Genomic DNA, 26827 nt, shown 5'->3' with positions numbered 1-26827 from the left:
ATGCCGCACCACGGTAACGAGGAAGAGCACAACACATCCGCGGGCCAGCAGAACACGCAGGGCAACGGCCAGGAGCCGGTCATCCGGGACAACCGCAAGGTTGACCCGGTGACCGGGCAGGCCCGGCACCCCGAGGGCGGCCAGCCCTCGGGGGCCGGCTCCCAGGCCGGAGCAGCGGATTCCGACGGCGACGCGCTGGCCCAGGCCGAGGAGATTCTCAACGGCGTGGACGTGCCGGCCGAGGAATCCGTGGCCCAGGGCGTCAAGGCCGGTTCCGGCAACGCCGAGGCCGCCGAGCTGCGCGACGACCTGCTCCGCCTGCAGGCCGAGTACGTCAACTACCGCAAGCGCGTTGAACGCGACCGCGCCGTGGCAGGGGAGATGGCCGTCATCGGCGTCCTGAACTCCCTGCTTCCGGTGCTGGACGACGTCGACGCCGCCCGGCAGCACGGTGACCTGGCCGACGGCCCCTTCGCAGCGATCGCCACCAAGCTGGAGAACGCACTGAAGACCTACGGCCTGGTCCGCATCGACGAGATCGGCGTGGAGTTCGATCCCACGATCCACGAGGCCCTGATCCAGCAGCCCGGCGAGGACATCGAGGTTGACACCGTCAGCCAGGTCCTACGCTCCGGCTACAAATCAGGAGACCGCGTGCTCCGCGCCGCCCAGGTCATCGTGGCCGTCCCGGCCTAGTCGGTCACCAGGCGCTACGCCGGATATGGGGCGGTGCTCAAGTCGCGCCGAACGGATAAGGGGGCCCCGCCCCTACGCTGGGTGGCTAACGATCTGCGATCGTCAGCCACCCAGCTCCGGCAGGCCCGATGCCACTCCCGGGCCCCCTTATCCGTCCGTCGCTCAGCGCTCGTCTCGCCTAAGGTGGGAGCAAGCGAAGCGCAGCTGGATAGGGGGCCGCGGCGTGGCGGGCACCGCGGAGCGGGCACGGCCCCCTATCCAGCGGAGCGTTGCCCAGCCGGGGCACGAAGGTTTGAACAAGAAAGGAAACGCCATTGGCTAGCCAGGATTGGGTGGACAAGGACTTTTACAAGATCCTTGGTGTTGCCAAGGACGCTTCCGACGCCGACATCAAGAAGGCCTACCGGAAGCTTGCGCGGCAGCACCACCCTGACACTAACGCCGGTAACACTGCTTCCGAGAAGAAGTTCAAGGACATCTCGGAGGCCTATTCGGTGCTCTCGGATCCGGAGGAGCGCCAGCAGTATGACGCCATCCGGGCCATGGGCAGCGGGGCGCGTTTTGCCCCCGGCGGCGCCGCCGGCGGCAACGGCGGGTTCGAGGACATGTTCGGCGGCCTGTTCACCGGAAACACGGGACGCCACGCCGGCGGCTTCAACCCGTCCTCCGGCGGTATTCCGCCCGAATTCGCGGATCTGTTCGGCGGCTTCGGCGGGGCGCCCGGGTTCCAGCGCACGCCGCAAAAGGGGGCCGACCGTACCGCGTCCACCAGCATTTCGTTTGCCGGGTCCATCCGCGGCACCACCATCGGCCTGCGCGAGCCCAGCGGTGAAGTGATCGACGTCCGGGTTCCGGCCGGCATCAAGGACGGCCAAAAGGTCCGGGTGCGCGGCAAGGGCCAGCCGGGTGCCGCGGGCAACGGCGACCTGGTGGTGTCCGTCTCGGTGCAGCCCCATGCCTTCTACACGCGCGACGGCGACAACCTGCGCATCCACGTCCCGGTCACCTTCCCCGAGGCCGCCCTGGGAGCGGACATCGAAGTGCCCACCATCGACGGCGACAGGGTCAAGGTCCGGGTTCCGGCGGGCACGCCGTCCGGCCGTACCCTGCGGGTCAAGGGCAAGGGCGTGAAGACGTCCAAAGGCGCCGGCGACCTGCTGGTGACCATCGACGTCGCAGTTCCCAAGAATCTCAACAAGGACGCCGAAGCTGCGGTCAAGGCGTTCGCCGAGGCAACGTCGTCGGCGGACGTCCGCGAGGGCCTGGCAGCCAAGGCCCGGCTCTAGGGCGGAGGTGAGCCGTGGACATCAACGCCGACCAGCCGATCTTCGTGATCTCCGTGGCGGCCGAACTCGCGGACATGCACCCGCAGACCCTGCGGCAGTACGACCGGCTGGGCATCGTCAAGCCCAGCCGTGCCCCGGGGAAATCCCGGCGGTACTCCCAGCGCGACGTCAACATGCTGCGCGAGGTGCAGCGGCTGTCGCAGGAAGGGGTCTCGCTGGAGGGCATCAAGCGGATCCTGGAACTCGAAAACCAGGTGGCTGCCCTGCAAAGCCGGATTGCAGAGTTGACCGAGGAACTCGGGCGAAGGCCGAGGGCCGTGGATTCACGGATCTTCGCCGCCGGCACGGCAGGCGACGTGGTGAGCCTGGCCCGAGGACAGCGGCCCCGGCCACGGTCCCAGGCTGTCATGCTGTGGCGGCCCCGCGCCATTGGGAAGTAGCGCCATGAGGGAGTAATGGGACCCGGCAGCAGGTAGTGCTGCCGGCGCCCCCGGGCAAATATGAGTACCCGCTACTCGTGACCGAAAAAGCCCCTGGAACTTGAATGGAGCCATCGCCGGATCAGCGGCGGTGGTTCCACAAGTTCTGGGGGTTTTCCGTGTTTAAGGTTCTCAGCAGCAAGGCCCGGTCATGAGCCCGGGAATGGAGTCCGTGGCTGCCTTCAGCAGCTCCCTGCCCGGCCAGGTCCTGCTGGCCATCGGGCAGACCATCGTGGTGGTGTGCGTGTGTTTCGACATGGTGCGGGAACTGTCCGTGCCCAGGTCGCACCGCCGGTACGTGGCGAGCACCGTCTTCCGGACCCTCGCCATCCCGTCCATCATGGCCAACGCGATGACGGTCTTCATCGCCCTGGTGGTGTCGTCCTGGGTGGACGTGGTGATGGGCATGTTCGTGCTCGTTGCCATCGTCTTCCGCTTCCACCACAACCAGGACGAGGACAACTGGTGGAAGGGCAAAGGCAAGAAGCTCGCGCGCTGGGCCCGCCGGCAGTTCTCCGGCCGGACGTCCACCGTCCCGGCCCTGGGGTAGCCCTGCAAAGCCCCGGGAGCCCGGCGCTGGGGACCTGCGCGCCGGGCTCCCGCATCAAGTTCAGCCGTTGATGACCTGCGGTACGCCGAGGGCCTTAAGTCCTTCGACGCCGAACTCCACGCCGTAGCCGGACTGCTTGGCCCCGCCGAAGGGGATGCGCGGGTCGACGGCGCCGTGCCGGTTGATCCACACCGTGCCGGCCTGGATGCGGGCAGCGACCTCACGGGCAGCCTTCAGGTCCGCCGACCAGACGGAGGCGCCCAGGCCGACGTCAAGGCCGTTGGCCTTTTCCACCGCTTCATCGATGGTGCTGTAGCGGATGATGGGCAGGGCCGGACCGAACTGTTCCTCCGCGACCAGCGGGTTGTCGTTGTCGATGTCCGCCACCAGGGTGGTGGGGTAGAAGAAGCCGGGCTGGCTGGCGTCCGGGTTCCCGCCCAGCAGGACGCGTGCTCCGGAAGCCTTCGCTGCCTCCACGAGGTTCGCCACGACGTCGTACTGTGCCTTGTTCTGCAGCGGGCCCAGGACGTTGTTTTCATCCAGGCCGTTGCCCATCGGCATGGCCTTGGCGACAGCGGTGAGTTCCCCGCAGACGGCGTCGTAGATGCTGTCGTGGACGTAGAGGCGCTTGAGGGCGGCGCAGGTCTGGCCGGTGTTGAGGAACGCACCCCAGAAAACGTCCTGGGCGATGGCCTTGGGGTCGGCATCCGGCAGGACGATGCCGGCGTCGTTGCCGCCCAGTTCCAGGGTGAGCCGCTTGACGGTGTCCGCGGAGGACTTGATGATCGCGCGGCCGCCGGCGGTGGAGCCGGTGAACATGATCTTGCCGATCGCCGGGTGGTCGGTGAGGCGGGCGCCGACCTCGCGGCCGCAGGACACCACTGACAGGATGCCCTCCGGAAGTTCCTCGTTGAGGACCTTGACCAGGGCCAGGACGGACAGCGGGGTGTTGCCGGAGGGCTTGACCACCACGGCGTTGCCCATGCGCAGCGCGGGGGCCAACTGCCAGACGGCGATCATCATGGGCCAGTTCCACGGACCGATGGCGCCGACCACGCCGATGGGCCGGTAGTGCAGTTCGGCGCGGGTCTCGCCGTCGTCCACGATGGTTTCCGGCTCCAGCGGCAGGCCGGCCGTGGCACGCAGCCATGCCACGCAGGCGCCCACCTCAAACCGGGCGTTGGGGCCGTTGAGGGGTTTGCCCTGCTCGCGGGAGAGCAGCTGAGCGAGTTCCTCGGCGGAGCGTTCGACGGCGTCGGCTGCCTTCAGGAGCGCGGCGGAACGGGCGTCGTGGCCCAGGGCAGCCCAGGCCGGCTGCGCGGCAACGGCCGCCGCTACGGCTCGTTCCAGGTAATCGAGATCGTGGACCGGGGCCTCGCCCACGGCCCCGCCGGTGGCCGGGTCAAAGATGGTCCGTCCGGTGCCGGGGGCGGGGGCAATGGACGCGAGGAGCGCATCGTAGGTTTCCAAGGGGTACTCCACTTCGAGTAGGCAAGGACGCCAGCCGGTCGGCGTAGCGGGTTACTTCCCAGTCTGGGCGGGAGCGCGGTCCCCACTCTTGTCTTTGGGTGCAGGACCGTTGACGTTGAGGGAACGGCGTAAAAATTTCGGCCCCTTATTGTGAACTGGTCAGAATAAGCCCTAGAATCGGTTCAGGCCGGCGAAGCCCTCGAGAACCGCCGGGTAACTCCTCCCCGGAACCAGGCATACGACCCCGCCAAACCCCAGCAGCGGACAGCACCGCTCCTGTTGCGCCACGGTGCACAGGTGCTGGGTCTTGTGCGCCGTCGATGCCCCCGACCAGCAGGAGACATCATGACCTTGGAGTTCGAGCTCACCGAAGCGCCCGCAACAGCCGCCACCCACCACTCCCGAGGGGGCACCTACGTCACCCTGCCTCCCGGTTCGGAAGTGCCGCCGCAGCCGGAGGGCAGTTACGTCACGCTGCCGGCCGGCCCGGAGGTGCCGCCGCAGCCGAAGGGAAGCTATGTCTCACTGCCCGGAGCCGTTTCCGGACATGGCATCAGGCCGCAGGGCACCTACGTGACTCTTCCCGCCGCCGGCGGCGGGGGCGACCGGGACCAGCCGCGCCCTGCCGCCTGAGCAGCACTAGAAAGCACCTGCCTCCCCGTTTTACCAGGGGCGGCAGGTGCTTCTGCTGACTGCGCGCGTAATTGGCGCAGTGCCGTATTGGCCCGGTTTTGGGGATTATGTACCACGGGACCCGGGTGTTTCCCGGGTCCCGCTGCTCGAAACTGGGCCAGTTCGGCGAACCCGTCAGCCGGCGTAGGGGTCGGCGATGCCGATGTACTGGGTGGTGGTGTATTCGGCGATGCCTTCGGAGCCGCCTTCGCGGCCGAGGCCTGATTGTTTGACGCCGCCGAAGGGTGCTGCTGCGTTGGAGATGACGCCGGCGTTGAACCCGACCATGCCGAACTCGATCTGTTCCGCCACGCGCAGGAGGCGGTTGAAGTCGCGGCTGTAGAGGTAGGAGGCGAGCCCGTACTCGGAGGCGTTGGCGAGTTTGATGGCGTCTTCTTCGGTGCTGAAGGTGGTGACGGGGGCAACGGGGCCGAAGATTTCCTGGCCCAGGATCGCCGCGTCGTTGGGGACGTTGGCCAGGACGGTGGGCTGGTAGAAGTAGCCGGGCCCGTCCACCGGGGCGCCGCCGGTGACGGCGACGGCTCCGGCGTCAACAGCCGCTGATACCAGGGCGTGGACGTCGTCGCGGGCGCCGCCGTCAATTAGCGGGCCCACCTTGGTGTCCGGTTCGGTGCCCCGGCCAGTGGTGAGGGCGCCCATCGCTTTGGCGAACTTCTGGGTGAATTCCTGGGCGACGGTTTCGTGGACGAGGAACCGGTTGGCGGCGGTGCAGGCTTCGCCCATGTTCCGCATCTTCGCCGCCATGGCCCCTTCGACGGCGGCGTCCAGGTCGGCGTCCTCGAACACGATAAACGGGGCGTTCCCGCCGAGCTCCATCGAGGTCCGCAGGACGTTCTGCGCGGCGTTGGCCATCAGTCGTTTCCCGACCGGGGTGGAGCCGGTGAAGGAGACTTTCCGCAGCCGGGAGTCCTTGAGCAGCGGCCCGGAGATCCCGGACGCGGAGGAGGAGGCGACGACGTTCAGGACCCCGGCCGGGAGGCCGGCGTCGAGCATGGTCTGGGCGAAGTACTGTGCCGTGAGCGGTGTGAGCTTGGCGGGCTTGAGGACCATGGTGCAGCCGGCCGCGACGGCGGGGGCCACCTTACGGGTGGCCATGGCCAGCGGGAAGTTCCACGGGGTGATCAGCAGGCAGGGGCCGACGGGTTTGTGCTGGACGAGGATCCTGTTTTTGCCTTCGGGGGTGGTGAGGTAGCGGCCGTAGTCCCGGACGGTTTCCTCGGCGAACCAGCGCAGGAACTCGGCGCCGTAGGTGACTTCGCCGCGGGCTTCAGCCAGGGGTTTGCCCATCTCCAAAGTCATGAGCAGGGCGAAGTCCTCGGCGCGTTCGGTGACCAGCTCGAAGGCCCGGCGCAGGATCTCTGCGCGGGTCCGGGGTGCGGTGCGTGCCCAGGAGGCCTGGGCGGCGTCGGCCGCGTCCAGCGCGGCAATCGCATCCTGGCTGGTGGCGGAGGCGAGGGTGGCGAGCACTTCCCCGGTGGCGGGATCGTGCACATCAAACGTGCCGCCGTCGGACGCGTCCACCCACTGCCCGTTGACCAGCAGGCCGGTGGGCACGGATGCGAGGAGCGCGGCCTCACGCTCCGGTGAAACGGCCGCGGGTGAAAGGGCGGTGGGCAGCGCAGTAGTAACTGTCATCGAAGATGTCCTTAAAGTGGTCAGTAGCTGGCGCGGCTGTCGCTGCCGGCCTGGGGAATGTATGTCGCGGCGAGGGCTTCTGAGCCGCGTGCGAGGAGGGCGACGTCGGCGCCCACCAGGATGAACGCGGCGCCGTTGGCGAGGTAGTGCTGGGCTGTGTCGGGGTTGAAGGCGTTGACGCCGGCGGGCTTGCCGGCCGCTTTGGCGGCGGACAGGCAGTGTTTGACCGCGGCACGCACCTCGGGGTGTTCCTGCTGTCCCAGCAGGCCCATGGAGGCGGCGAGGTCGGAGGGGCCCATGAAGACGGCGTCCACGCCCTCCACCGCAAGGATGTCCTCCACCGCATCCACCGCGGCGGTGGATTCGATCTGGACGGTGACGCTGATGGTGTCGTTGGCGCGGGCCAGGTAGTCAGGGACCCGGTTCCAGCGGGCAGCCCGGGCCAGCGCCGAACCGACGCCCCGCACGCCTTCAGGCGGGTAGCAAGTGGCTGCCACCGCGGCTTCCGCCTCGGCTACGGAGTTGACCATGGGGATCAGCAGGTTCTGCACGCCAAGATCCAGGTACTGCTTGATCACCACAGTGTCATTAACCGGCGGCCGGACCATGGCGTGGACCGGGTAGCCATGGATGGCCTGGAGCTGGGCGAGGATGGATTCGAGCCCGTTGGGGCTGTGTTCGGCGTCCACCAGCAGCCAGTCCAGCCCCGCCCCCGCGCACAGTTCTGCGATCAGCGGGCTGCCGGAACAGACCCACATGCCCGCCAGCGGCCGGTCCGCCTCAGCCAGCGCGGACCGGAAGGTGTCCTCTATTCGAAGCGGCACGTGACACTCCCCAGGGGTCCGTAGTCGGCGTGGACGGTGTCGCCCTTGTACACCCACATGGGGCGGGTGAACGAGCCGGCCAGGATGATGTCCCCGGCCTTGAGCGAATCGCCGTGGGCCGCGATCTTGTTGGCCAGCCAGTGGACGCCGTTGGCCGGGTGGTCCAGGACGCCGGCGGCCACGCCGGTCTCCTCCACGGTCTGGTTCTTGTAAAGGATGGCGGAGACCCAGCGCAGGTCCACGGCGTCCGGCTTGACCGGGTTGCCGCCGATCACCATGGCACCCATCGCGGCGTTGTCCGAGATGGTGTCCACGATGGTCCGGCCCTCCATCTCAATCCTGGAATCAAGGATCTCGAGGGCCGGAACCACGTAGTCGGTGGCCTTCAGGACATCGAAGATGGTCACGCCCGGGCCCTTGAGCCCATCCTTGAGCACAAACGCGAGCTCCACCTCCACCCGGGGGTGGGTGTACTCTTCCCATTCCACCGAGCAGCCGGTGTCCAGGACCATGTCATCGAAGATGGCGCCGTAGTCCGGTTCGGTGATGCCCGTGGCGGCCTGCATGGCCTTGGACGTGAGGCCGATCTTGCGCCCCACCAGGGTCCGGCCGGCCTCCTCGTTGCGGCGGCGCCACAACTGCTGGACGGCGTAGGAGTCCTCCACGGTCATGTCCGGATAGCGGGCGGTCAGGCGGGGGACAGGGGTGCGGGTGCGGCCGGCTTCCACCAGCTCGTCCGCGATGGCCTCAATCGTCGTTGGCTCCAGCATTTGTTAGACCTGCACTCCCAGCTTGAATCCCGTCCGGTCGCCTTCCGGCGCGCCGTCCTTCCGGGTGTAGGAGAAGCCGTCGGCGCCCACCGTGACGGCCATTTCGGACTTTTCCTCGCGCTCGATCACGGGCTGCGGGTTGCCGTCCAGGTCCAGGACCAGGGAGGCCTCGGTGTACCAGGACGGGACCACCGGGTTGCCCCACCAGTCGCGGCGCTGGTTGTCGTGGACGTCCCAGGTGATGGTGGGGTTGTCGGGGTCGCCGGTGTAGTAGTCCTGGGTGTAGATCTCGATGCGGTGGCCGTCCGGGTCCAGGATGTAGAGGTAGAAGGCGTTGGACACGCCGTGCCGGCCGGGGCCGCGTTCGATCCGGTCGCTGATGCGCAGGGCGCCCATCTTGTCGCAGATCTGGATGATGTTGTGCTTCTCGTGCGTGGCGAACGCGACGTGGTGCATGCGCGGGCCGTTGCCGCCGGTCAGGGCGGTGTCGTGCACGGTCTGCTTGCGGTGCATCCAGGCGGCGTACGTGACGCCGTCGGCATCCTTGATGTCCTCGGAGACGCGGAAGCCCAGGTCCTCAAGGTACTTGCGGCCGCGCGGGACGTCCGGGGTGACCTGGTTGAAGTGGTCCAGGCGGACCAGTTCGCCGGCGGAGTAGAGGTCGTAGCGCTGGGTGAGGCGCTCCACGTGCTCCACGTCGTAGAAGAACTCGTAGGGGAAGCCCAGCGGGTCCTCCACGCGGACGGAGTCGCCGATGCCCTTGGTGAAGCCTTCCTTGCGGCGCTCCACCCGGCAGCCGAGCTCGCGGTAGTAGGCCTCGGCGGCGTCAACCTCCGCGGGGGACTTGACCCGGTAGGCGAAAGCGGCGACGGCGGCCACCGGGCCCTTGCGGAGCACGAGGTTGTGGTGGATGAACTCCTCCAGGGAGCGCAGGTAGATCGCGTTGTCGTCTTCCTCGGTGACGTGCAGTCCCAGGACGTCCACGTAGAACTCACGGGATTTGGCGAGGTCGGTGACCACGATTTCCATGTAGGCGCAGCGGACGATGTCCGGTGCCGGGACGGTGGGGGTGGGGACGAAGTTGGTCATTGGAGTCTCTCTTCTTTGAAAGGGGCTTGGAAGGTACGACGGCGGCCGGCTGGCTTAGGCGCCGAATTTGGGGGTGTGGACGGTACCGAGGGTGATGTGCACGGCCTGCTGGTCGGTGTAGAAGTCGATGGAGCGGTAGCCGCCCTCGTGGCCCAGGCCGGAAGCCTTGACGCCGCCGAACGGGGTGCGCAGGTCGCGGACGTTGTGGCTGTTCAGCCACACCATGCCGGCCTCGACGTTCTGCGAGAAGTTGTGGGCGCGGGTCAGGTTCTGGGTCCAGATGTAGGCGGCCAGGCCGTACTTGGTGTTGTTGGCCAGGGCGAGGGCCTCGTCGTCGTTCTCGAACGGGGTGATGGCCACGACGGGTCCGAAGATCTCCTCCTGGAAGATCCGGGCGTCGGGGGCGACGTCGGCGAACACCGTGGGTGCGATGTAGTTGCCTTCGGGCAGATGGCCGGGGCGGCCGCCGCCGGCCAGCAGCCGGCCTTCGGACTTGCCGATTTCCACGTAGGAGGCCACCTTTTCGTAGTGTTCCGGGTGGACCAGGGCGCCCACCTGGGTCTTGGGGTCGTGGGGATCGCCCACCACGATGTTCTTTGCCCGGGCGGCGTACTTTTCGCAGAATTCGTCGTAGATGGCGCGCTCCACCAGGATGCGGGAGCCGGCGGTGCAGCGTTCGCCGTTGAGGGAGAAGACGCCGAACAGGGCGGAGTCGATCGCGGCGTCCAGGTCCGCGTCGGCGAACACCACGCACGGGGACTTGCCGCCGAGTTCCATGGACAGGCCCTTGAGGTTGGCGGCTGCGTTGCGGAAGATCGTCTGGCCGGTGGTGGTCTCGCCGGTGAAGGAGATCAGCGGAACGTCCGGGTGCTTGACCAGCGCGTCGCCGGCTTCCTCACCCAGGCCGTTGACCAGGTTGAAGACGCCGTCGGGCAGGCCCGCGTCCTTGAAGATGGTGGCCCACAGCGAGGCGGACAGCGGGGTGAACTCGGCGGGCTTGAGGACCACGGTGTTGCCGGTGGCCAGCGCCGGGGCGAGCTTCCAGGACTCCAGCATGAACGGCGTGTTCCACGGCGTGATCAGGCCTGCCACGCCGATCGGCTTGCGGTTGACGTAGTTGATCTGCGAGCCGGGGACCTTCATGGCGTCATCGAACTGGGCCACGATCAGGTCCGCGAAGAAACGGAAGTTCTCGGCGGCGCGCAGGGCCTGGCCCTTGGCCTGGGTGATGGGCAGGCCGGTGTCGAAGGTCTCCAGTTCGGCCAGCCGTGCTTCCTGGGCTTCGACGGCGTCGGCGATCCGGTTCAGGACGCGGGCGCGCTCGCGGGGCTTCATCTTCGGCCACGGACCGTTGGTGAAGGCGTCGCGGGCGGCGGCGACGGCGAGGTCGATGTCCTCTTTCTGGCCGGCCGCGGCGGTGGCGTAGTTCCGGTTGGAGACCGGGTCCAGGACATCGAAGGTCTTGCCGCCCACGGAGTCGACGAACTGGCCGTTGATGTAGTGCTGGATGTGGGTGGGCAGGTCTTCGGGAATGTAGTGCTTGCTGGTTTCTACCGAGGTCGTCATCGTTGAAGTCCTAACTGGGTGGATGTCAGTGGGTCAGTGGTTGGTTTGGGCCAGGTACGCGTCCAGGGTGGCGGAACGGTGGAGCCTGGCGGCTTTTTCGATCTGTTCTGCGTCGGCTCCGGTTTCGATGAGCTTCAGCAGGTTTTCGTGTTCCTCCACGGAGTCACGGGCACGGCCGGGGACGAAGCGGAAGGTGGAGGACCGGAGCGAAGCGAGCCGGTTCCAGCCGCGGTGCACCAGGTCCAGGATGTGCGGGTTGGGGCAGTGTTCGAACAGGACGGAGTGGAAGTCCTGGTTGAGCTGGGTGAACCGGACCGGATCGAAGTGGTCCAGGCAGTCACGCATCTCCTGGTTCACGGCGCGGGCCCGGGCGATGGCGGCGGCGTCGATCAGCGGCGCGGACAGGGCGGTGGCGGCGCCTTCCACGATGCTCAGGGTCTGCATGGTGTAGAGGTATTCGGTGGGGTCGATCCCGGCGACGGTGGCGCCGACGTTGCGTTCGAACGTCACCAGGCCCTCGGCTTCGAGCCGGCGGATGGCTTCCCGGACCGGTACCACGCTGAAGCCCAGGTCCTTGGCGATGGAACCCAGCACCAGCCGGTAGCCGGGAGTGTAGGTGCCCTCCACGATCCGGCCCTTGACGGCCTGGTACGCCTGTTCCGACTTGCTGCCGGGGGTGGCGGCCGCCTCGGTAAGGGCTGTCTCAGTCATCGTTTTTTCCTGCCCAGTCCTTGTAGCGTTCCTGCCACTCGGTGTTCATCGGGTAGAGGCCGTCCACGCTGTTGCCCTGCTTGACCATCTCGAAGATGAACGCCTCCTCCTTTTCCTGCTGGATGCAGTCCTCCACCAGCTCTTCGGCGATGGCCGGCGGGATGACCAGGATGCCGTCCGAATCGGCCACGATGATGTCGCCGGGCTGTACCGTGGCACCACCGCAGGCGATGGTGATGTCGGTGTCCCACGGGATGTGGCGGCGGCCCAGCACCGCGGGGTGCGGGTTGGCGAAGTAGGTGGGCATCTCAAGGTCTGCCACGGCGGAGTAGTCGCGGACCCCGCCGTCGGTGATGATGGCGGCGGCGCCGCGGACCTGGGCGCGGAGGGCCAGGATGTCGCCCACGGTGCCGGTGCCCTTCTCGCCGCGGGCCTCCATGACCAGGATTTCACCTTCGTTGACGGAGTCGATGGCGCGCTTCTGGGCGTTGAAGCCGCCGCCGTGGGTCTTAAAGAGGTCTTCCCGGTTGGGGACATACCGCAGGGTGCGGGCCACGCCCACCACGCGCCGGTCCGGGCGGGTGGCCTGCAGCCCGTCAATGCTGACGTTGTTAAGGCCGCGCTTGCGCATCTGGGAAGACAGGGTGGCGGTGGCCACGGACTCAAGCTTGGCCTTCAACTCCGGGGACAGAACACCCGCAGGGGCCGCCAGGCCGGCAGCTTCCCGGGACCCGTACGCTTCCTCCCGCTGCAGGTCGTCAACCTTGGGCTGGGCACCAAAGTCCGCGAACGCCGTCGTGCCTTCCTCAACGGTGGTGACCAGCCGGCCCGTGGTGAGGGTGCCGTCAACGGTACCGACCTCGACTTCCAGCACGTCGCCCGGCTTTGCTACGGATGCCCCGGCGGGCGTGCCGGTGAGGATGATGTCCCCTTCTTCGAGGGTGAGCAGCTGGGACAGGTCCGCCACCAGGCGGGCGAACGGGAAGAGCAGGTCCGCGGTGGTGTCGTCCTGCACCAGGTCACCGTTGTGCCAGGTGCGGATCCGCAGCCGGGAAGGGTCGACGGCGTCTGCCGGAAGAAGTGCCGGGCCCACCGGCGTGAACCCGTCCCCGCCCTTGGACCTGAGGTTGGAGCCCTTGTCCGCCCAGCGCAGGTCATAGACGCCAAGGTCGTTGCTGGCGGTGACGGCGGCGACGTGGCTCCAGGCGTCCTCAATCGAAACGCGGCGGGCGGCCTTGCCGATCACCAGGGCGATCTCGCCCTCGTAGCCGAGCAGTTCACAGCCGGCCGGGCGCTCAACTGGGCTTCCCGTCAGTGCCAGCGAGCTGGAAGGCTTGAGGAAGTAGGACGGCTGCGCCGGGGTACGGCCGCGCTGGGCAGCCCGGCTGGGGTAGTTGATGTGCACCGCGATCACCTTGCGTGCTGCTGCCAGGGTGTCGCCGTTGACCTGCTCCAAAGCCTTCTCCTCATCAGGTACGAAATCGTATACGATCACTATTACCCATCCATCGACGTCCGTCAACCCTTGGATTTCCGCCTCTCCCCGGCCACCCGCCCGGAGTACTTGTCGCCTGGATCACAGGAGGCGTACAGTGGATGCCAAGACCTATGTTTCGATTATCGAATCGGATGTTCTGATATAGAACAACTAGTGATCGAGTTCCAGCCACGACGAAGTGAGGACATCCCGTGCAGTTCCACCACCACGGATACGTATCCGGCGACCCCCGTGTCCAGCCCGCGGCAGGCGTTGGCCTTGACCGCCCCGAAGAGCTTCCGGAGGAAGTGGACGTGCTCATCGTCGGCACCGGCCCCGCCGGAATGCTTGCCGCCGCGCAGCTCTCCATGTTCCCCAACATCACCACCCGGATCATCGAACGCCGCCCCGGCCGGCTCGCCATCGGGCAGGCCGACGGCATCCAGGCGCGCAGCGTGGAGACCTTCCAGGCCTTCGGTTTCGCCGAGCGCATCATCGCCGAGGCCTACCGGATCACCGAAATGGCCTTCTGGAAGCCGGACCCTGCCAACCACGCCAACATCATCCGGACTGCCCGCGCGGTAGATGACGAGATGGGGATCAGTGAATTCCCGCACCTCATCGTGAACCAGGCCCGCGTGCTGGACTACTTCGCTGAGTTCGCCGCAAATTCGCCCACCCGCCTCAAGCCCGATTACGGCTACGAATTCCAGGGTCTGACCGTTGCCCGGGAGGGCGACTACCCGGTCACCGTGACGCTCCGCCACACGGCCGGACCCAGCGAGGGCCAGGAGCGCACCGTCCGCGCCAAGTACGTGGTGGGTGCCGACGGCGCCCGCAGTAAGGTGCGCCAGGCCATCGGCTGCACGCTGGCGGGCGACCAGGCCAACCACGCCTGGGGCGTCATGGACGCGCTGGCGGTCACGGACTTCCCGGACATCCGGACCAAGTGCGCCATCCAGGGCGCCGAGGGCAGCATCCTGCTCATCCCGCGCGAAGGCGGCCACCTTTTCCGCATGTACGTGGACCTGGGCGAGGTCGATCCCGCCAGCCAGCACTCGGTGCGCAATACCAGCATCGAGGAGATCATCGCCAAGGCCAACGCGATCCTCCACCCCTACACCCTGGACGTCCGGAACATCGCCTGGCACAGCGTGTACGAGGTGGGCCACCGCCTCACGGACAGGTTCGACGACGTCCTGCCGGAGGAGCGCGGCACCCGGACTCCCCGGGTGTTCATCACCGGCGACGCCTGCCACACCCACAGCGCCAAGGCCGGCCAGGGCATGAACGTCTCCATGCAGGACGGCTTCAACATCGCCTGGAAGCTGGGCCACGTCCTCGAGGGCCGCAGCCCGGAAAGCCTGCTGACCACCTACTCCGAGGAACGCCAGGTGGTGGCCAAGAACCTGATCGACTTCGACAAGGAATGGTCCACCATGATGGCCAAGAAGCCAGAGGAGTTCGAGCACCCGTCCGACCTCGAGGACTTCTACGTGCAGACCGCGGAATTCCCTGCCGGCTTCATGACCCAGTACACGCCCTCCCTGATCGTTGGTCCGGCGGACCACCAGGACCTGGCCACCGGCTTCCCGGTGGGGAAGCGCTTCAAATCGGCGCCCGTGGTCCGCGTGGGCGATACCAACCCGATCCATCTTGGCCACCACGCCACCGCTGACGGGCGCTGGCGGATCTACGTGTTCGCCGATTCCGCCCTGCCCGGCACAGGCTCCGCCACGGACATGCTCGCCGAGTGGTTTGCCAATTCGCCCGAGTCTCCGCTGGCCGCCACCCCTGCCGGCGCCGACCCGGACGCGTGGTTCGACCTGAAGGTCATTTACCAGCAGCCGCACACCGCCGTCGATATCAGCTCGGTGCCGGCCGTCTTCAAACCGCTGGTGGGCCCGTTCAAGCTGACCGACTACGAAAAGGTCTACGCCACGGATCCCACGGCGGACATCTTCGACCTGCGCGGACTGGACCGCAACGGTGTGGTGGTGGTGGTCCGCCCGGACCAGTACGTTGCCAACGTCCTGCCGCTGACGGCAACCGCGGAACTCGGCGCGTTCTTTGCACCGGTACTGCAGGCCACGCCGGCCAAGCCGCGTCAGGCCGTGGCAGCCGCCGCCCGGTAGTCGGCCGCCGGATACACGCCAAGGATCCGCACCTCGGTGGTGAAGAAGTCCAGTTCCTCGAGGGCCAGTTTCAGCGGCAGGTCCCCGGGGTGGCCTTCAACGTCGGCCATGAACATGGTGGCGGCGAACTCATTGCCCACCATGTAGCTCTCCAGGCGGGTCATGTTCACGCCGTTGGTGGCGAAGCCGCCCAGTGCCTTGTACAGGGCGGAGGGCACGTTGCGGACGCGGAACACGAAGCTGGTGACTGCCGGTCCGGGAAGTTCATCCCGGGCCGGCAGTGCCGTTTCCCGGGCCAGGACCACAAAGCGGGTGGTGTTGGAGGGATCGTCCTCCACGCGCGAGGCCAGCACGTCCAAACCGTAGATCTGCGCGGCCAGCGGGGGAGCGAGGGAAAGCTTGCGGGGATTGTTCCACTCGGCCACCTCGCGGGCGGACCCTGCGGTGTCGCCGGCGATGACGGGCTTGAGGCCGTGCTCGCGGATCAGCTTCCGGCACTGGCCCAGTGCGTGGATGTGGCTGTGCACCTCGGTGGCGCCTTCGATGGTGCTGCCCGGGATACCCAGCAGGTCGAAATGGATGGGCAGGAAGTACTCGCCCACGATCTGCAGGTTGGACTGCGGCAGCAGGATGTGGATGTCCGCGACCCGGCCCGCGATGGAGTTCTCGATGGGGATCATGGCCAGGTCCGCCTCGCCGGTGGTCACCAGCTCAAAGGCGTCCTCGAAGCTGGCGCACGGCACACTTTCCATGTCCGGGAACATCTGCTGACACGCGATATTGGAGTTGGCGCCGGGCTCACCCTGGTACGCAATCTTGGAGGCCATGATCCGTATGGTTTCACGCCCCGGTGCCAGGTCCCAATCGCCGGCTCCCGATTACCGCGGAGTGACGCGCAGCCAGAGGTATTGCCGGGGGAGGAGCGTCACGCCGTCGTCCAGCGTCAGGGTTGCCTCGGAGAGAAGGTCGACGGCGGCAGGAGCGAAACCGCCGAAGGTTTCCGCCGGCAGGGCCTGGGCGGAGTCGCTAAAGTTCGCCAGCGCCAGGATGGTGCTGCCGCCCTCCACCTCGCCCGGCCGCTGGTACGCGAGCACCGACCGGTTGTGGGTGGCGAAATCGACCAGCGTGGTGCCTGCCAGTTCGGGGGTGCCGCTGCGGACCTCGATCATCCGCTTCAGTCCTGCGTAGACAGCGCCCCCGGGCGTGGAAGGGTCTTCCCGCCGGGCGTACTGGTCAGCGGGGAAGTGGGGGCGGTGCACCCAGCGGCTGTCCTCTTCATGGCCCGGCTCGGAGGCGTACCCGTAGTCGTTAACCTGCCCCACCTCGTCGCCCAGGTACAGCAGCGGGATGCCGCCGGTGCTGAACGGCACCGAGTGGGCCAGGAGGATCCGTTCCACCGCCTCGGCCGGGTTGACCTCCATGCCGCACAGGGACGCCGTCGTGCCGGAAATCCGGCAGTCCCCGGTCTTTGGGTTGTCCTGGAAGGGGACGCCGCGCGCAAAGCTGCCGGGGAACCGGTTGACGTAGAAGGAGTTCAGGAAGCGTCGGTGGTCGAAGCCGTTGATGCCCAGCTCCGCCGCGTCCTCGTCCGCGAAGGTCCAGCCGATGTCGTCGTGGCTGCGGACGTAGTTCACCCAGGCGGTACCGTCCGGGATGTTGTGCCGCCGTTCCAGTGCCTGGGCCAGGAGCGAAGTGTCCCGGGTGGCCAGGGACTCCCAGATGAGTGCCATCTGCAGCGGGTTGTAGGAAAGCTGGCACTCCTTGGGGTCGATGTAGAGCGCCACCTCGTCCGGGTGCACGATGGCCTCGGACTTGAACAGCAGCGACGGCGCTGCCAGCCGGCACACGGCGTTGAAGGCCCGCAGCAGGGTGTGCGCCTGGGGCAGGTTCTCGCAGGGGGTGCCCAGCTGCTTCCAGATGAAGGCCACGGCATCCATGCGGAGGATGTCCACGCCCTGGTTGGCCAGGAACAGCATTTCTCCTGCCATGGCCCGGAACACGTCCGGGTTGGAGTAGTTCAGGTCCCACTGGTAGGTGTGGAACGTAGCCCAGACCCACCGGCCGTCCTCCATCTGGATGAAGGACCCGGAATGGTTCTCGGGGAAGATCTCGCGCACGTTGGCCTCGAACGCGTCGGGCATGGTGCGGTCCGGGAAGATCCAGTAGTAGTCGCTGTACTCCGGGTCTCCGGCTGCCGCCTTGCGGGCCCACTCGTGTTCATCGGAGGTGTGGTTGAAGATGAAGTCCACCACCAGGCTGATCCCGTTGGCCTTCAGTTCGGCGGCGAGGCTGCGCAGTTGCTCCATGGAGCCCAGTTTCGGGTTGACCTGGCGGTAGCTGGAGACCGCGTAACCGCCGTCCGAGTGGGGCTCGGGCGCCAAAAACAGGGGCATGAGGTGCAGGTAGGTCAGGCCCAGCTCCTTGAAATAGGGAATGCGGGCCCGCACCCCCTCCAGGCTCTCGGCATAGCGGTCCACATAGCAGACGCCGCCGAGCATGCGGTTGGACTGGAACCAGTCAGGGTTACCTTCCCGTTCCGCGTCGAGGGCCTTCAAATCCTGGGGGCGCTCCTGCCAGGACCGTGCGCTCTGGACCACCAGGGCGGAGAGCTGGTCCAGCCAGTCCCGGCGTGCGCCGTACAGGGAGTGGAACAGGCTGCGGAGGGTGGGGAAGTGCTCTTCGAGGCGCCGGTCAAAGTCCGCGTCCGGACGCAGGCCGAGTTCGCGTTCCCGTACTACAGCGGACAGCACATGCCGGCGCGCCTCTTCGTCTTCGTTAACCGTTCCCTGCATGCAACAGCCCCTTCCGCCCACCGCGGGCGCATCCTGCGGTATCTGTACCGAAGTATTCCACGTCACTTTCGCTGCCTGCGGCCGTGATCATACCGCCGGCGTGCAGGGCGGCGCCTACGGCGCCTGCAGCGTTCTCCAGGCGTGCAGGAATGATCGGGGTCCGCAGTGCAAGGCGCGGGAGGTACTCGTCGCTGCACGCTGAAATTCCGCCGCCGATGATGATCAGATCGGGCGAGAAGAGAAACTCCACATGGGCCAGGTACCGTTGCAGCCTGCCGGCATACGCCTGCCAGCTGAGGCCTTCAGTTTCGCGGGCCACGGCCGATGTCCCGGACTCCGCCTTGCGGCCCTCGATCTCCAAGTGGCCCAACTCGATGTTGGGCACCAGCCTGCCGTCAACGATGAGCGCCGATCCGATACCCGTCCCCAGGGTCAGGACCAGGACGACGCCGTGCTTACCTCTGCCCGCGCCATACCGGGCTTCTGCGATGCCGGCTGCGTCGGCGTCGTTCACCAGGCAAACGGGCCTGCCGAGCCGGGACTGCAGATGAGACTGGACATCCAACCCGATCCAGCCGCCGTCCATGTTCGCCGCGGACCGGGCCACTCCCCGCTGGATTATCGAGGGAACGGCGACGCCGACAGCGCGGCCGCGCTGCTCCGGGCTGTCGCCCTCGAGTTCGCGGATGAGATGCTCCAGCGTTTCCGCAACATCATCAACCCTGCCGGTGGCGTCGGGAGGCGCCGGACCCCACCGGCAGGCCTGCCATCGCCCAGGTCGATGGCGGCCCCTTTGATCCACGTTCCGCCGACGTCGATTCCGATCAGGACATCCGGGCCACCCGGAGCGTCGACGACGGCCGCGGGGGACGGGACGCCCAGTTCCATGACTGCCTGTCCACGTGGCTGGGTCACTTGACTGCGCCCTGGGTGAGGCCGGACATGACCCAGCGTTGGGTCAACAGGTAGACAATGATCGCCGGTGCCATGGCCATCAGGTAGGAGGCGAAAGCCACGTTGTAGCTGTTGCTGAACTGCGTCTGGAAGATCTTCTGCAGCACGGGAATGGTCTGGAGTTCAGGATCGGAAATGATCAGTGACGGCATCATGAAGTCGTTCCAGGATCCGATGAAGGCGAAAATGCCCACGGTGGCGCTCATGGGTCCGAGCAGGGGGAAGATGAGCCGCCAGAACACCTGCCAGGTGCCGGCCCCGTCCATCCGCATGCTTTCCTCCAACTCCAGCGGGATCGAGCGCAGGAAAGCGGTGAAGAGCATCGTGTTGAACGCCAGGGCAAAGACGATGTGCAGGATTGCGACGCCGAGGGGATTGTCCAGTCCGACGAGGCCGGTGAGTTGGATCTGCGGCAGCGCCACCACGGGGAACGGAATGAACATGGCCGCGAGCAGGTAGAAAAAGGACCAGCGGAAGAGGCGCCGGTCCCAGTTGCGGACGATTGCGTAGGCCGCCAGCGCCGAAACGACGATCTCGCCGATGACTGCGGTCACGGACACAAACACCGAGATCGCGAACCCGCGGGGAAAGTTCGTGAGCGTCCAGGCCTGGGCGAAACTGTCGAGGGTCAGTGGACCGGGCAGCGAAAAGGCATTGCCGTCCACAGCCTGGCCGGTGGTCTTGAACGCCATGCTGATGGTGACGTACAGGGGAACCAGCACCGCAAGGGTGCAGACGATGAGGATGACGGTGGCGGGCCAATTGGTGCGCTCCCGGCCGGTACGGGGCCGGCGCTGGCCTGAGGTGGTTGATCCTGGGGTCACTGGTTCTGCGGGGACGGTGCGGGTCGCCGTGCTCATGCTGCGATCCCTCCTTTGCCACGGGTGAAGCGGAGTTGGATGAGCGCGATGGCCACGCTGATGAGGAAGAAGATCACGGCATTGGCCATCTGGTAGGCGTAATCGCCGCCTTCGAAGCCACGGAAGATCGCCATCGCGACGCTGCGGGTCGCCACCCCGGGGCCGCCGTCCGTCAGGCCGACGATGATGTCATAGGCGTTGAGGTAGTTCTTGAAGCCGAGCACCGTATTGATCACGGCGTACCCGGCAACGAGCGGCAGGGTGATGTGGCGCAGGTTGTGCCAGGGGGATGCGCCGTCGATGGAGCTCGCCTCATAGACCTCCGGCGGGACCGTCAGGAGCCCGGCGATGTAGATCAGCATGGCGCTCGGGACGGACTGCCACGCGGTGACGAACACGATGCCCAGCCAGGCCAGGTCCGGGTTGGCGAGGATGCTCGAAGCAAGGGGTTCGATCCCCAGGCCCTTGCCCAGCAGGGGCAGCGAATTCGAGAAAAGGTACTGGAAGACGAAGGCGATGACGATGCCGGAGATCACCATCGGGATCACGAACACCGTGCGGAGGGCGGTGCGGAAGCGGACACGTGCCGTCAGTCCCAGGGCCAGGAGGAAGGCCAGGACATTCACGACGATGACTGTCACCAGCGAAAAGGCGAGCGTGAATCCGTAGGCACCGAGGATTCCTTCGTCGCGGAAGACTGCGATGAAGTTCCGGACGCCGATGAAACCGAAGTCACCGAAGCCAACGGAGTTCGTGAAGCTGTAGATGAATCCGAGCACAGCGGGGAGCGTGACGGCGAGGGTGAAGATCAGCAGGGAAGGGAAGAGGAACAAGTAGTAGAGCGGGTCGACCCGGCTCTTGCGCATGCTGGCCGCCTTCATCCCTGCCGGGTCCGTCACCACCGCCCGGGTGGCGGGTTTCGTCATTGATGACATGGGTGAATCCTCGTTTCGTGCATCGGATAGGGAATTGTGATTACGCCCGGAACGCCAGGCTGGCCCAGTCAGCGTCCATCCGACGCAGGGTGCTCTCGGGATCGGCGCCACCGATGATCGATTGGATGTAGTTGGCGGCGGGAATGGTGTTCGGGATGAACTGTGAGGCGCCCATGTAGAACCGGCCCTCGTCGTAGTACTTCTGCATCTCGACAATCCGGGGGTCCGCGACCGGCGGCGCGTCCTTGGCCGTGCCAAACCCCAGGAATTTGGCGTTGTACGGGTCCTGGATTTCCGGCTGCAGAAGGTATTGAAGGAAGGCACGTGCGCCCTCCTGTCCGTTCGCGGCTTCCGGAACCCAGAGCGAGAGGTCGATGTTCACGCGCACCTTGAGGTCGGCGGGGTCATCGGTCATGGGCAGCGGGAACGTGCCGAGGTCTACGTCCGTGCCGGCCTTTTCGATTTCCCCGAAGGCCCATGGCCCCTGGAAATACATTGCGGCCTGGCCCTGTGCCATGGCGGTGTTTCCATCCCCGTAGCCGCGGCTGGACGCATCGGGATTGACGTAGCCGGTCAGCTGGACCATGCGCCGCACCGGTTCCAGCAGCGTCTTCTGGAAAGACACCTCGGAACCCGGGCCGACGTTTTCGCCGGTTCCGTGCATCTTCTGATAAAAGGCCCGGACGTCCACCATGCCGCCGACCGTGTAGTCGAACATGCCCTGCGCCACGGTCCAAGGGTCCCGGAATGTGCCGTAGATGGGGGTTATGCCAGCCGCCTTGAGCCGTTCACACACCTCGATCAGTTCGTTCCACGTGGTTGGGACGGCCAGGCCGTGCTCTTCGAAAATGCGGCGGTTGTAGATCACGGACGCGGCCATGACCGAGTAGGGGATGACGCTGGTCCGGCCTGCGTAGGTGGGATACCAATTGGTGAGGTCGAGTACGTCGTCCCGGATGGAATCCGCTTCGGGGAGATCGGAAAGGTCCGAAAGGGCGCCGCGCTCCATGAACCGGGCCATCTCCAGGTTGTAGTTGAGGCAGCCCAGGTCCGGGGGACTGCTGCGGACGAAACTGGCGGAAAGGTTCGTTGCCATATCGTGCAGGACGCGGAACCGGTCCTGCGATGCCGTGAACTTCGCTGCCAGGTCGCGGAAGTACGGGACTGCTTCCGGTTTCGACTGGTGGAACGTAATGGTTGGCCTGGATTCAGCCGTGGCGCATCCGGCCAAGCCTAAAGCCGTAAGCGCACCTCCGGCCGCGGCAAGGAAAGTACGTCGGGAGAGTGGCGTCCCGACGGACGGCAAAGGTGGCAACATCGGCTCCTGAAGCTCTCGAACTAGATTTATTTGGATCTTATATTTAGGACCTAAATGAGGATGCCCGAGGATGGGGATATCGTCAAGAGATGAAGGAAGCCACCGCAAGTTCGACCCAGCTGCTGCGGCAAATAAACTCAGATGCACTGTTGCGTTACGCCCTCCAGGAGGAAATCTTCACCGCAGGGTCGGCCATGGACGCAACCGGGCTGACCCGCGCCACCGTGCTCGGCGTCTGCGACGGCCTGGTCGACGCGGGCTGGCTGGAGGAAGTGACCGACGGAGACAATGCCGCACGGACGAACAAGGGGCGCCCGGCCCGCCGCTACCAGCTGCGTGAGGAAGCGGGTGTGGTGGTCGGGCTGGACGCCGGCGAAAGCCACCTCACCGCCATGGTGGCCGACCTTCGCGGCCGTGAGCTTGGCAAGCGGCGTCTCGGCATTGACTCGCACGTGCTGGGCAGGGCCGGCCGCGGGGTGCGCGCGCAGGAGCTGGTCAGCCGGGCACTCGAGGATGCCGGCTGCGACGCCGGCGACGTCCTGGTCACGGTGGTTGGCGTTCCCGCGCCGGTGGATGTGGATGGGATGTCCCCTGGCGGAGGGGAATTCTGGACTTTGATGAACTCCGGGTTCGCCCCGCTCCTTCCCGGCAGGGTTGTTGTCGAAAATGACGCGAACCTCGCCGCAATTGCCGAGCAGGCGCAGGAGCCGTCGGCCAACGTGGCCACCTTGCTGTCCGGGGAGCGGTTTGGTGCCGGCCTGATCGTGGATGGTCGACTGATGCGGGGAAGCCGGGGTGGCGCCGGTGAGATGCGGTTCCTGGGTGCCGTGGATAACAAGCTCGTACCCGATGAGGGGGGCTCGGACGGGTTGGGGGCCCTTGCGCGGAAATGGGCGCGTGCCCGGATCCATGCCTACGACGGACCCACCGTTTTGCGGCAGGTGCCGGAAGCTGGCATCAAGGCGGAGGACGTCTTCGACGCGGCCCGCAGGGGAGACCCGTTTGCCATGGATATCATCGCCAGGCTGGGTGAACGGCTCGCACGGATCGCGGTGGTGCTTTCCAGTCTTCTCGACATCGAGCGCGTCGTCATAGCAGGCGGAATAGCACGTGCCATCGAGCCGGTCCTGGAACACGCGCGCAGCCTGCTGCCCACGGACTCCGGCCTTCCGGTTCCGGCCCTCGTGGCGAGCCGCCTCGGGGCAGAAGCTGTGGTCCGGGGTGCTGTGGAGTCCGCCCTGGCGCGGATCAGGCAGGAACCAACGTCCTTCCATCCCAGGGCTGCGCGCTCCTGACGGGGCGCCCTGGGGGTATCGTGACGGGGCTGCGGCCTACAGGACGCTTCGGATGGCCTGCTCGAAACTGGTCACGTGCTCCAGGGCGAGCTTGCCTGCCCGTTCGGAATCGCCGTCGGCCACTGCCTCCAGCAGCTCCACGTGCTCGGAGATATGCTCCGCGACGGAGGGCACCTTTTCAAGCACCATGCACCAGATGCGGGTGGCCAGGTTGTCATAGCGGATCAGCACGTCTTCGAGGTGCGTGTTGGCCGCCGCCTTGTAGATCAGCCGGTGCACATTGATGTCATAGCGCATGAGGTCGTAGGGGTCGCCGTCCGGGTCCATTGCGGCGATCGCCTTGGCGGTTTCCCGGATCTCCGCCCGGATCGCCGGGGTGGCCAGCTTCGCGGCGCGGCGGGCGGCCAGGGGTTCCAGCGATTCGCGGAGTTCGGAGACATCAGCAAGCTCGGTGATGTCGACGACGGTGGCGAACGTCCCGCGGCGCGGGTAGGACACCACCAGGTGGTCGCTTTCCAGGCGCTTGAGGGCCTCCCGGACCGGCGTGCGGCCGATGCCCAGTTCGGCGGCGAGCTTGCCGTCATTGATGGCCTCGCCCGGCCGGATGTCCAGCATGATGAGGCGGTCCCGAAGGTGCCGGTAGGCCTGCTCGGCGAGCGAGAGGTCCCCGTCCCCGGCGAGGTGGTTCTCCAGTGTGACGCTCATTTCGAGCCTTCCCGAGGTAGCTATTGACTGCTTAGTGATCTGCAACATACTATTACGTCAGTTCTAATATATCAGTTACAGATCAGTTATGGATCAGTAACTCCGAAAGGGCCTAGAAGGAGAACCATGCAGGACGTACTGAACGCCTCGCTCGCCACGGTGGACGCCGACGTCGCCGCCGCCGTTGCACAGGAACTGCACCGCCAGCAGTCCACGCTGGAAATGATTGCCTCGGAGAACTTCGCTCCGTCCGCAGTGATGGAGGCCCAGGGATCGGTCCTCACCAACAAGTACGCCGAGGGCTACCCGGGCAAGCGCTACTACGGTGGCTGCGAACACGTGGACGTTATCGAGCAGCTGGCCATCGACCGCGTGAAGGCCCTCTTTGGCGCCGAATTTGCCAACGTCCAGCCGCACTCAGGCGCGCAGGCCAACGCCGCCGCCATGTTCGCCCTGCTGAACCCGGGCGACACCATCCTCGGCCTGTCCCTGGCCCACGGCGGACACCTCACCCACGGCATGAAGATCAACTTCTCCGGCAAGCTGTACAACGTGGTGCCCTACCACGTCCGCGAAGAAGACCTCCGCATCGATATGGCAGAGGTGGAGGCCCTGGCCCTCGAGCACAAGCCCAAGCTGATCGTGGCCGGCTGGTCCGCCTACTCCCGGCAGCTGGACTTCGCGGAATTCCGCCGCATCGCGGACCTCGTGGGCGCCTACCTGATGGTGGACATGGCCCACTTCGCCGGCCTGGTGGCCGCAGGGCTGCACCCCAACCCCGTCCCCTACGCGGACGTGGTCACCACCACCACCCACAAGACCCTGGGCGGCCCCCGCGGCGGCGTGATCCTGGCCAAGGAAGAGTACGCCAAGAAGATCAACAGCGCCGTCTTCCCCGGCCAGCAGGGCGGACCGCTGGAACACGTGGTCGCCGCCAAGGCCGTGGCCTTCAAGCTGGCCGCAGCCCCCGAATTCAAGGAACGCCAGGAACGCGTGCTGCAGGGCGCCAAGCTGCTGGCCGAACGCCTGCTGCAGGATGATGTTGCAGCCGCCGGCATCTCCGTGGTCAACGGCGGCACCGACGTGCACCTGGTCCTGGTGGACCTGCGCCACTCCGAACTCGACGGCCAGCAGGGCGAGGACGCCCTCCACAAGATCGGCATCACCGTCAACCGCAACGCCGTCCCGTTCGATCCCCGCCCGCCGATGGTCTCCTCCGGACTCCGGATCGGCACCCCCGCCCTCGCCGCCCGCGGCTTCGGCGCCGCCGAATTCACCGAGGTTGCCGACATCATCGCCACGGCGCTGATCGCCTCCGCCGGGAGCGGCACCCTGCCCGGGGACACCGCCGTCGAACTCCGCGAACGCGTGACGGCCCTGGCCGAAAAATTCCCCCTCTACCCGCACCTCAACGACGACGCCACCCTGGCCGGTGCTGAGGCAGACCTGATTGGAGCCGCCAAGTGAGCACCCATCACCTTCCGGAGCACCCGGACTTCCTCTGGCGCAACCCGGAGCCCAAGTCCTCCTACGACGCCGTCATCGTCGGCGGCGGCGGCCACGGCCTGGCCACCGCCTACTTCCTGGCCAAGAACCACGGCATGACCAACATCGCCGTCCTGGAAAAGGGCTGGCTGGCCGGCGGAAACATGGCCCGGAACACCACCATCATCCGCTCCAACTACCTCTGGGACGAGAGCGCCGCCATCTACGAGCACGCCCTCAAGCTGTGGGAGATCCTGCCCGAGGAACTCGAATACGACTTCCTCTTCAGCCAGCGCGGCGTGATGAACCTGGCCCACACCCTCGGTGACGTGCGGGAGAGCATCCGCCGCGTGGGGGCCAACAAGCTCAACGGCGTGGACGCCGAATGGCTGGACCCGCAGCAGGTCAAGGAACTCTGCCCCATCCTGAACATCCGCGACAACATCCGCTACCCCGTCATGGGCGCCACCTACCAGCCGCGCGCAGGCATCGCCAAGCACGACCACGTTGCCTGGGCCTTCGCCCGCAAGTGCGACGAGATGGGCGTGGACATCATCCAGAACTGCGAAGTGACCGGCTTCCTCAAGGACGGCGACCGCGTGGTGGGCGTCAAGACCAACCGCGGCACCATCAACACCGAAAAAGTGGGCCTGTGCGCCGCCGGCCACAGCTCGGTCCTGGCCGGGATGGCAGGCTTCGAGCTGCCCATCCAGTCCCACCCGCTGCAGGCACTGGTGTCCGAACTGCACGAACCGGTCCACCCCACGGTGGTCATGTCCAACCACGTCCACGTCTACGTCTCGCAGGCGCACAAGGGCGAGCTTGTCATGGGCGCCGGCGTCGACGCCTACAACGGCTACGGCCAGCGCGGCTCCTTCCACGTGATCGAGCAGCAGATGGCGGCCGCCGTCGAGCTCTTCCCCATCTTCGCCCGGGCCCACGTGCTCCGGACCTGGGGCGGCATCGTGGACACCACCATGGACGCGTCCCCGATCGTGGGCCTGACACCGGTGGAGAACATGTTCGTGAACTGCGGCTGGGGGACCGGCGGGTTCAAGGGAACCCCCGCCGCAGGCATGACCTTCGCGCACACCATCGCCAC

General features: G+C 66.6%; 23 protein-coding genes and 1 pseudogene. 9 read left to right on the top strand and 15 right to left on the bottom strand.

The window, feature by feature from the left end; all coding sequences use genetic code 11:
- From RM50_RS13720 to RM50_RS13705, 4 genes are all read left to right on the top strand, one after another.
- Positions 1–696, top strand: coding sequence for a nucleotide exchange factor GrpE (locus RM50_RS13720; protein WP_043453646.1), 696 nt, complete (start codon positions 1–3; stop codon positions 694–696).
- 314 nt (positions 697–1010) lie between these two features.
- Positions 1011–1982: a DnaJ C-terminal domain-containing protein gene (locus RM50_RS13715; RefSeq protein WP_205622271.1), complete on the top strand. Its 972-nt coding sequence runs from the start codon at positions 1011–1013 to the stop codon at positions 1980–1982.
- A 14-nt stretch (positions 1983–1996) separates the two neighbouring features.
- Positions 1997–2422 carry a heat shock protein transcriptional repressor HspR gene (locus RM50_RS13710; protein ID WP_043453643.1) on the top strand — a complete coding sequence of 142 codons (426 nt, stop codon included), beginning with the start codon at positions 1997–1999 and terminating at the stop codon, positions 2420–2422.
- Between the two features lie 202 nt (positions 2423–2624).
- Positions 2625–3011 (top strand): hypothetical protein, encoded by a 387-nt coding sequence (locus RM50_RS13705; RefSeq protein WP_043453749.1) that lies wholly within the window; start codon positions 2625–2627, stop codon positions 3009–3011.
- 60 nt (positions 3012–3071) lie between these two features.
- Here RM50_RS13705 and RM50_RS13700 read toward each other — a convergent pair whose 3' ends face one another.
- Entirely contained in the window at positions 3072–4481 is a 1410-nt protein-coding gene (locus RM50_RS13700) for an aldehyde dehydrogenase family protein (protein WP_043453642.1), read from the bottom strand.
- A gap of 345 nt (positions 4482–4826) precedes the next feature.
- Here RM50_RS13700 and RM50_RS13695 point away from each other — a divergent pair, with 345 nt between their 5' ends.
- Complete coding sequence (locus tag RM50_RS13695; RefSeq protein WP_052260233.1) at positions 4827–5114, top strand: hypothetical protein; 288 nt, start codon at positions 4827–4829, stop codon at positions 5112–5114.
- Positions 5115–5288: 174 nt separating this feature from the next.
- Here the strand turns inward: RM50_RS13695 and RM50_RS13690 are convergent, their stop codons facing one another.
- Genes RM50_RS13690 through RM50_RS13660 form a run of 7 tightly spaced genes read right to left on the bottom strand, consistent with a single transcriptional unit; the run spans position 5289 to position 13225 of the window.
- Positions 5289–6809, bottom strand: a complete 1521-nt coding sequence (locus RM50_RS13690) for an NAD-dependent succinate-semialdehyde dehydrogenase (RefSeq protein WP_052260230.1) — start codon at positions 6807–6809, stop codon at positions 5289–5291.
- A 20-nt stretch (positions 6810–6829) separates the two neighbouring features.
- Complete coding sequence (locus tag RM50_RS13685; RefSeq protein ID WP_205622270.1) at positions 6830–7633, bottom strand: HpcH/HpaI aldolase family protein; 804 nt, start codon at positions 7631–7633, stop codon at positions 6830–6832.
- On the bottom strand, positions 7618–8403 hold the full coding sequence (hpaH, locus tag RM50_RS13680; RefSeq protein WP_043453640.1) for a 2-oxo-hept-4-ene-1,7-dioate hydratase: 786 nt from the start codon (positions 8401–8403) through the stop codon (positions 7618–7620). The genes RM50_RS13685 and hpaH overlap by 16 nt, the downstream gene beginning before the upstream one ends.
- Before the next feature lie 3 nt (positions 8404–8406).
- On the bottom strand, positions 8407–9492 hold the full coding sequence (hpaD, locus tag RM50_RS13675) for a 3,4-dihydroxyphenylacetate 2,3-dioxygenase (protein WP_043453638.1): 1086 nt from the start codon (positions 9490–9492) through the stop codon (positions 8407–8409).
- 54 nt (positions 9493–9546) lie between these two features.
- Complete coding sequence (gene hpaE, locus RM50_RS13670; RefSeq protein ID WP_043453636.1) at positions 9547–11058, bottom strand: 5-carboxymethyl-2-hydroxymuconate semialdehyde dehydrogenase; 1512 nt, start codon at positions 11056–11058, stop codon at positions 9547–9549.
- 33 nt (positions 11059–11091) lie between these two features.
- The gene (locus RM50_RS13665; protein ID WP_043453633.1) at positions 11092–11769 is read right to left on the bottom strand and encodes a GntR family transcriptional regulator; all 678 of its coding nucleotides are present in this window, start codon (positions 11767–11769) and stop codon (positions 11092–11094) included.
- On the bottom strand, positions 11762–13225 hold the full coding sequence (locus RM50_RS13660; protein ID WP_043453741.1) for a fumarylacetoacetate hydrolase family protein: 1464 nt from the start codon (positions 13223–13225) through the stop codon (positions 11762–11764). The genes RM50_RS13665 and RM50_RS13660 overlap by 8 nt, the downstream gene beginning before the upstream one ends.
- 233 nt (positions 13226–13458) lie before the next feature.
- Between RM50_RS13660 and RM50_RS13655 the strand changes: the two genes are divergently transcribed.
- On the top strand, positions 13459–15381 hold the full coding sequence (locus RM50_RS13655; RefSeq protein ID WP_043453630.1) for an FAD-binding monooxygenase: 1923 nt from the start codon (positions 13459–13461) through the stop codon (positions 15379–15381).
- On the opposite strand, the gene RM50_RS13650 is transcribed toward RM50_RS13655, so the two are convergent.
- The 6 genes and pseudogenes from RM50_RS13650 to RM50_RS13625 form a co-directional block, all read right to left on the bottom strand.
- Positions 15354–16208 (bottom strand): prephenate dehydratase, encoded by an 855-nt coding sequence (locus RM50_RS13650; protein WP_043453626.1) that lies wholly within the window; start codon positions 16206–16208, stop codon positions 15354–15356. The two genes, RM50_RS13655 and RM50_RS13650, sit on opposite strands and share 28 nt — an antisense overlap.
- Before the next feature lie 51 nt (positions 16209–16259).
- Complete coding sequence (locus tag RM50_RS13645) at positions 16260–18173, bottom strand: amylosucrase (RefSeq protein ID WP_043453623.1); 1914 nt, start codon at positions 18171–18173, stop codon at positions 16260–16262.
- 103 nt (positions 18174–18276) lie between these two features.
- Positions 18277–19061, bottom strand: a pseudogene (gene ppgK, locus RM50_RS13640) (polyphosphate--glucose phosphotransferase); the annotation flags it as partial.
- A 23-nt stretch (positions 19062–19084) separates the two neighbouring features.
- Positions 19085–19987 carry a carbohydrate ABC transporter permease gene (locus RM50_RS13635; protein ID WP_043453621.1) on the bottom strand — a complete coding sequence of 301 codons (903 nt, stop codon included), beginning with the start codon at positions 19985–19987 and terminating at the stop codon, positions 19085–19087.
- Positions 19984–20913 (bottom strand): carbohydrate ABC transporter permease, encoded by a 930-nt coding sequence (locus RM50_RS13630; RefSeq protein WP_205622272.1) that lies wholly within the window; start codon positions 20911–20913, stop codon positions 19984–19986. The genes RM50_RS13635 and RM50_RS13630 overlap by 4 nt, the downstream gene beginning before the upstream one ends.
- A 49-nt stretch (positions 20914–20962) precedes the next feature.
- On the bottom strand, positions 20963–22240 hold the full coding sequence (locus RM50_RS13625; protein WP_205622269.1) for an ABC transporter substrate-binding protein: 1278 nt from the start codon (positions 22238–22240) through the stop codon (positions 20963–20965).
- Positions 22241–22329: 89 nt separating this feature from the next.
- Here RM50_RS13625 and RM50_RS13620 point away from each other — a divergent pair, with 89 nt between their 5' ends.
- Positions 22330–23535: an ROK family transcriptional regulator gene (locus RM50_RS13620; protein WP_043453614.1), complete on the top strand. Its 1206-nt coding sequence runs from the start codon at positions 22330–22332 to the stop codon at positions 23533–23535.
- A 36-nt stretch (positions 23536–23571) separates the two neighbouring features.
- On the opposite strand, the gene RM50_RS13615 is transcribed toward RM50_RS13620, so the two are convergent.
- The gene (locus tag RM50_RS13615) at positions 23572–24240 is read right to left on the bottom strand and encodes a GntR family transcriptional regulator (protein ID WP_043453611.1); all 669 of its coding nucleotides are present in this window, start codon (positions 24238–24240) and stop codon (positions 23572–23574) included.
- A gap of 126 nt (positions 24241–24366) precedes the next feature.
- Here RM50_RS13615 and glyA point away from each other — a divergent pair, with 126 nt between their 5' ends.
- Positions 24367–25707, top strand: coding sequence for a serine hydroxymethyltransferase (gene glyA, locus RM50_RS13610; RefSeq protein ID WP_043453607.1), 1341 nt, complete (start codon positions 24367–24369; stop codon positions 25705–25707).
- A partial coding sequence (locus RM50_RS13605; RefSeq protein ID WP_043453602.1) for a sarcosine oxidase subunit beta family protein occupies positions 25704–26827 on the top strand: 1124 nt, incomplete at its 3' end. The genes glyA and RM50_RS13605, both read left to right, overlap by 4 nt.

The organism is Pseudarthrobacter phenanthrenivorans, assembly GCF_000813845.1.
Classification (GTDB): domain Bacteria; phylum Actinomycetota; class Actinomycetes; order Actinomycetales; family Micrococcaceae; genus Arthrobacter; species Arthrobacter phenanthrenivorans_B.
Note: the sequence above shows the minus strand (reverse complement) of the source record. Positions and strands in the feature narration are given on the sequence as shown.

Bases quoted from the DNA above. Each gene is read 5' to 3' on its own strand.
- RM50_RS13695 (WP_052260233.1), top strand. From the start codon at position 4,827: ATGACCTTGGAGTTCGAGCTCACCGAAGCGCCCGCAACAGCCGCCACC.
- RM50_RS13630 (WP_205622272.1), bottom strand. From the start codon at position 20,913: ATGACGAAACCCGCCACCCGGGCGGTGGTGACGGACCCGGCAGGGATG.
- RM50_RS13690 (WP_052260230.1), bottom strand. From the start codon at position 6,809: ATGACAGTTACTACTGCGCTGCCCACCGCCCTTTCACCCGCGGCCGTT.
- RM50_RS13720 (WP_043453646.1), top strand. From the start codon at position 1: ATGCCGCACCACGGTAACGAGGAAGAGCACAACACATCCGCGGGCCAG.
- hpaD (WP_043453638.1), bottom strand. From the start codon at position 9,492: ATGACCAACTTCGTCCCCACCCCCACCGTCCCGGCACCGGACATCGTC.
- RM50_RS13645 (WP_043453623.1), bottom strand. From the start codon at position 18,173: ATGCAGGGAACGGTTAACGAAGACGAAGAGGCGCGCCGGCATGTGCTG.
- RM50_RS13625 (WP_205622269.1), bottom strand. From the start codon at position 22,240: ATGTTGCCACCTTTGCCGTCCGTCGGGACGCCACTCTCCCGACGTACT.
- RM50_RS13635 (WP_043453621.1), bottom strand. From the start codon at position 19,987: ATGAGCACGGCGACCCGCACCGTCCCCGCAGAACCAGTGACCCCAGGA.
- hpaE (WP_043453636.1), bottom strand. From the start codon at position 11,058: ATGACGACCTCGGTAGAAACCAGCAAGCACTACATTCCCGAAGACCTG.
- RM50_RS13665 (WP_043453633.1), bottom strand. From the start codon at position 11,769: ATGACTGAGACAGCCCTTACCGAGGCGGCCGCCACCCCCGGCAGCAAG.
- hpaH (WP_043453640.1), bottom strand. From the start codon at position 8,403: ATGCTGGAGCCAACGACGATTGAGGCCATCGCGGACGAGCTGGTGGAA.
- RM50_RS13705 (WP_043453749.1), top strand. From the start codon at position 2,625: ATGGAGTCCGTGGCTGCCTTCAGCAGCTCCCTGCCCGGCCAGGTCCTG.
- RM50_RS13650 (WP_043453626.1), bottom strand. From the start codon at position 16,208: ATGGCCTCCAAGATTGCGTACCAGGGTGAGCCCGGCGCCAACTCCAAT.
- glyA (WP_043453607.1), top strand. From the start codon at position 24,367: ATGCAGGACGTACTGAACGCCTCGCTCGCCACGGTGGACGCCGACGTC.
- RM50_RS13620 (WP_043453614.1), top strand. From the start codon at position 22,330: ATGAAGGAAGCCACCGCAAGTTCGACCCAGCTGCTGCGGCAAATAAAC.
- RM50_RS13615 (WP_043453611.1), bottom strand. From the start codon at position 24,240: ATGAGCGTCACACTGGAGAACCACCTCGCCGGGGACGGGGACCTCTCG.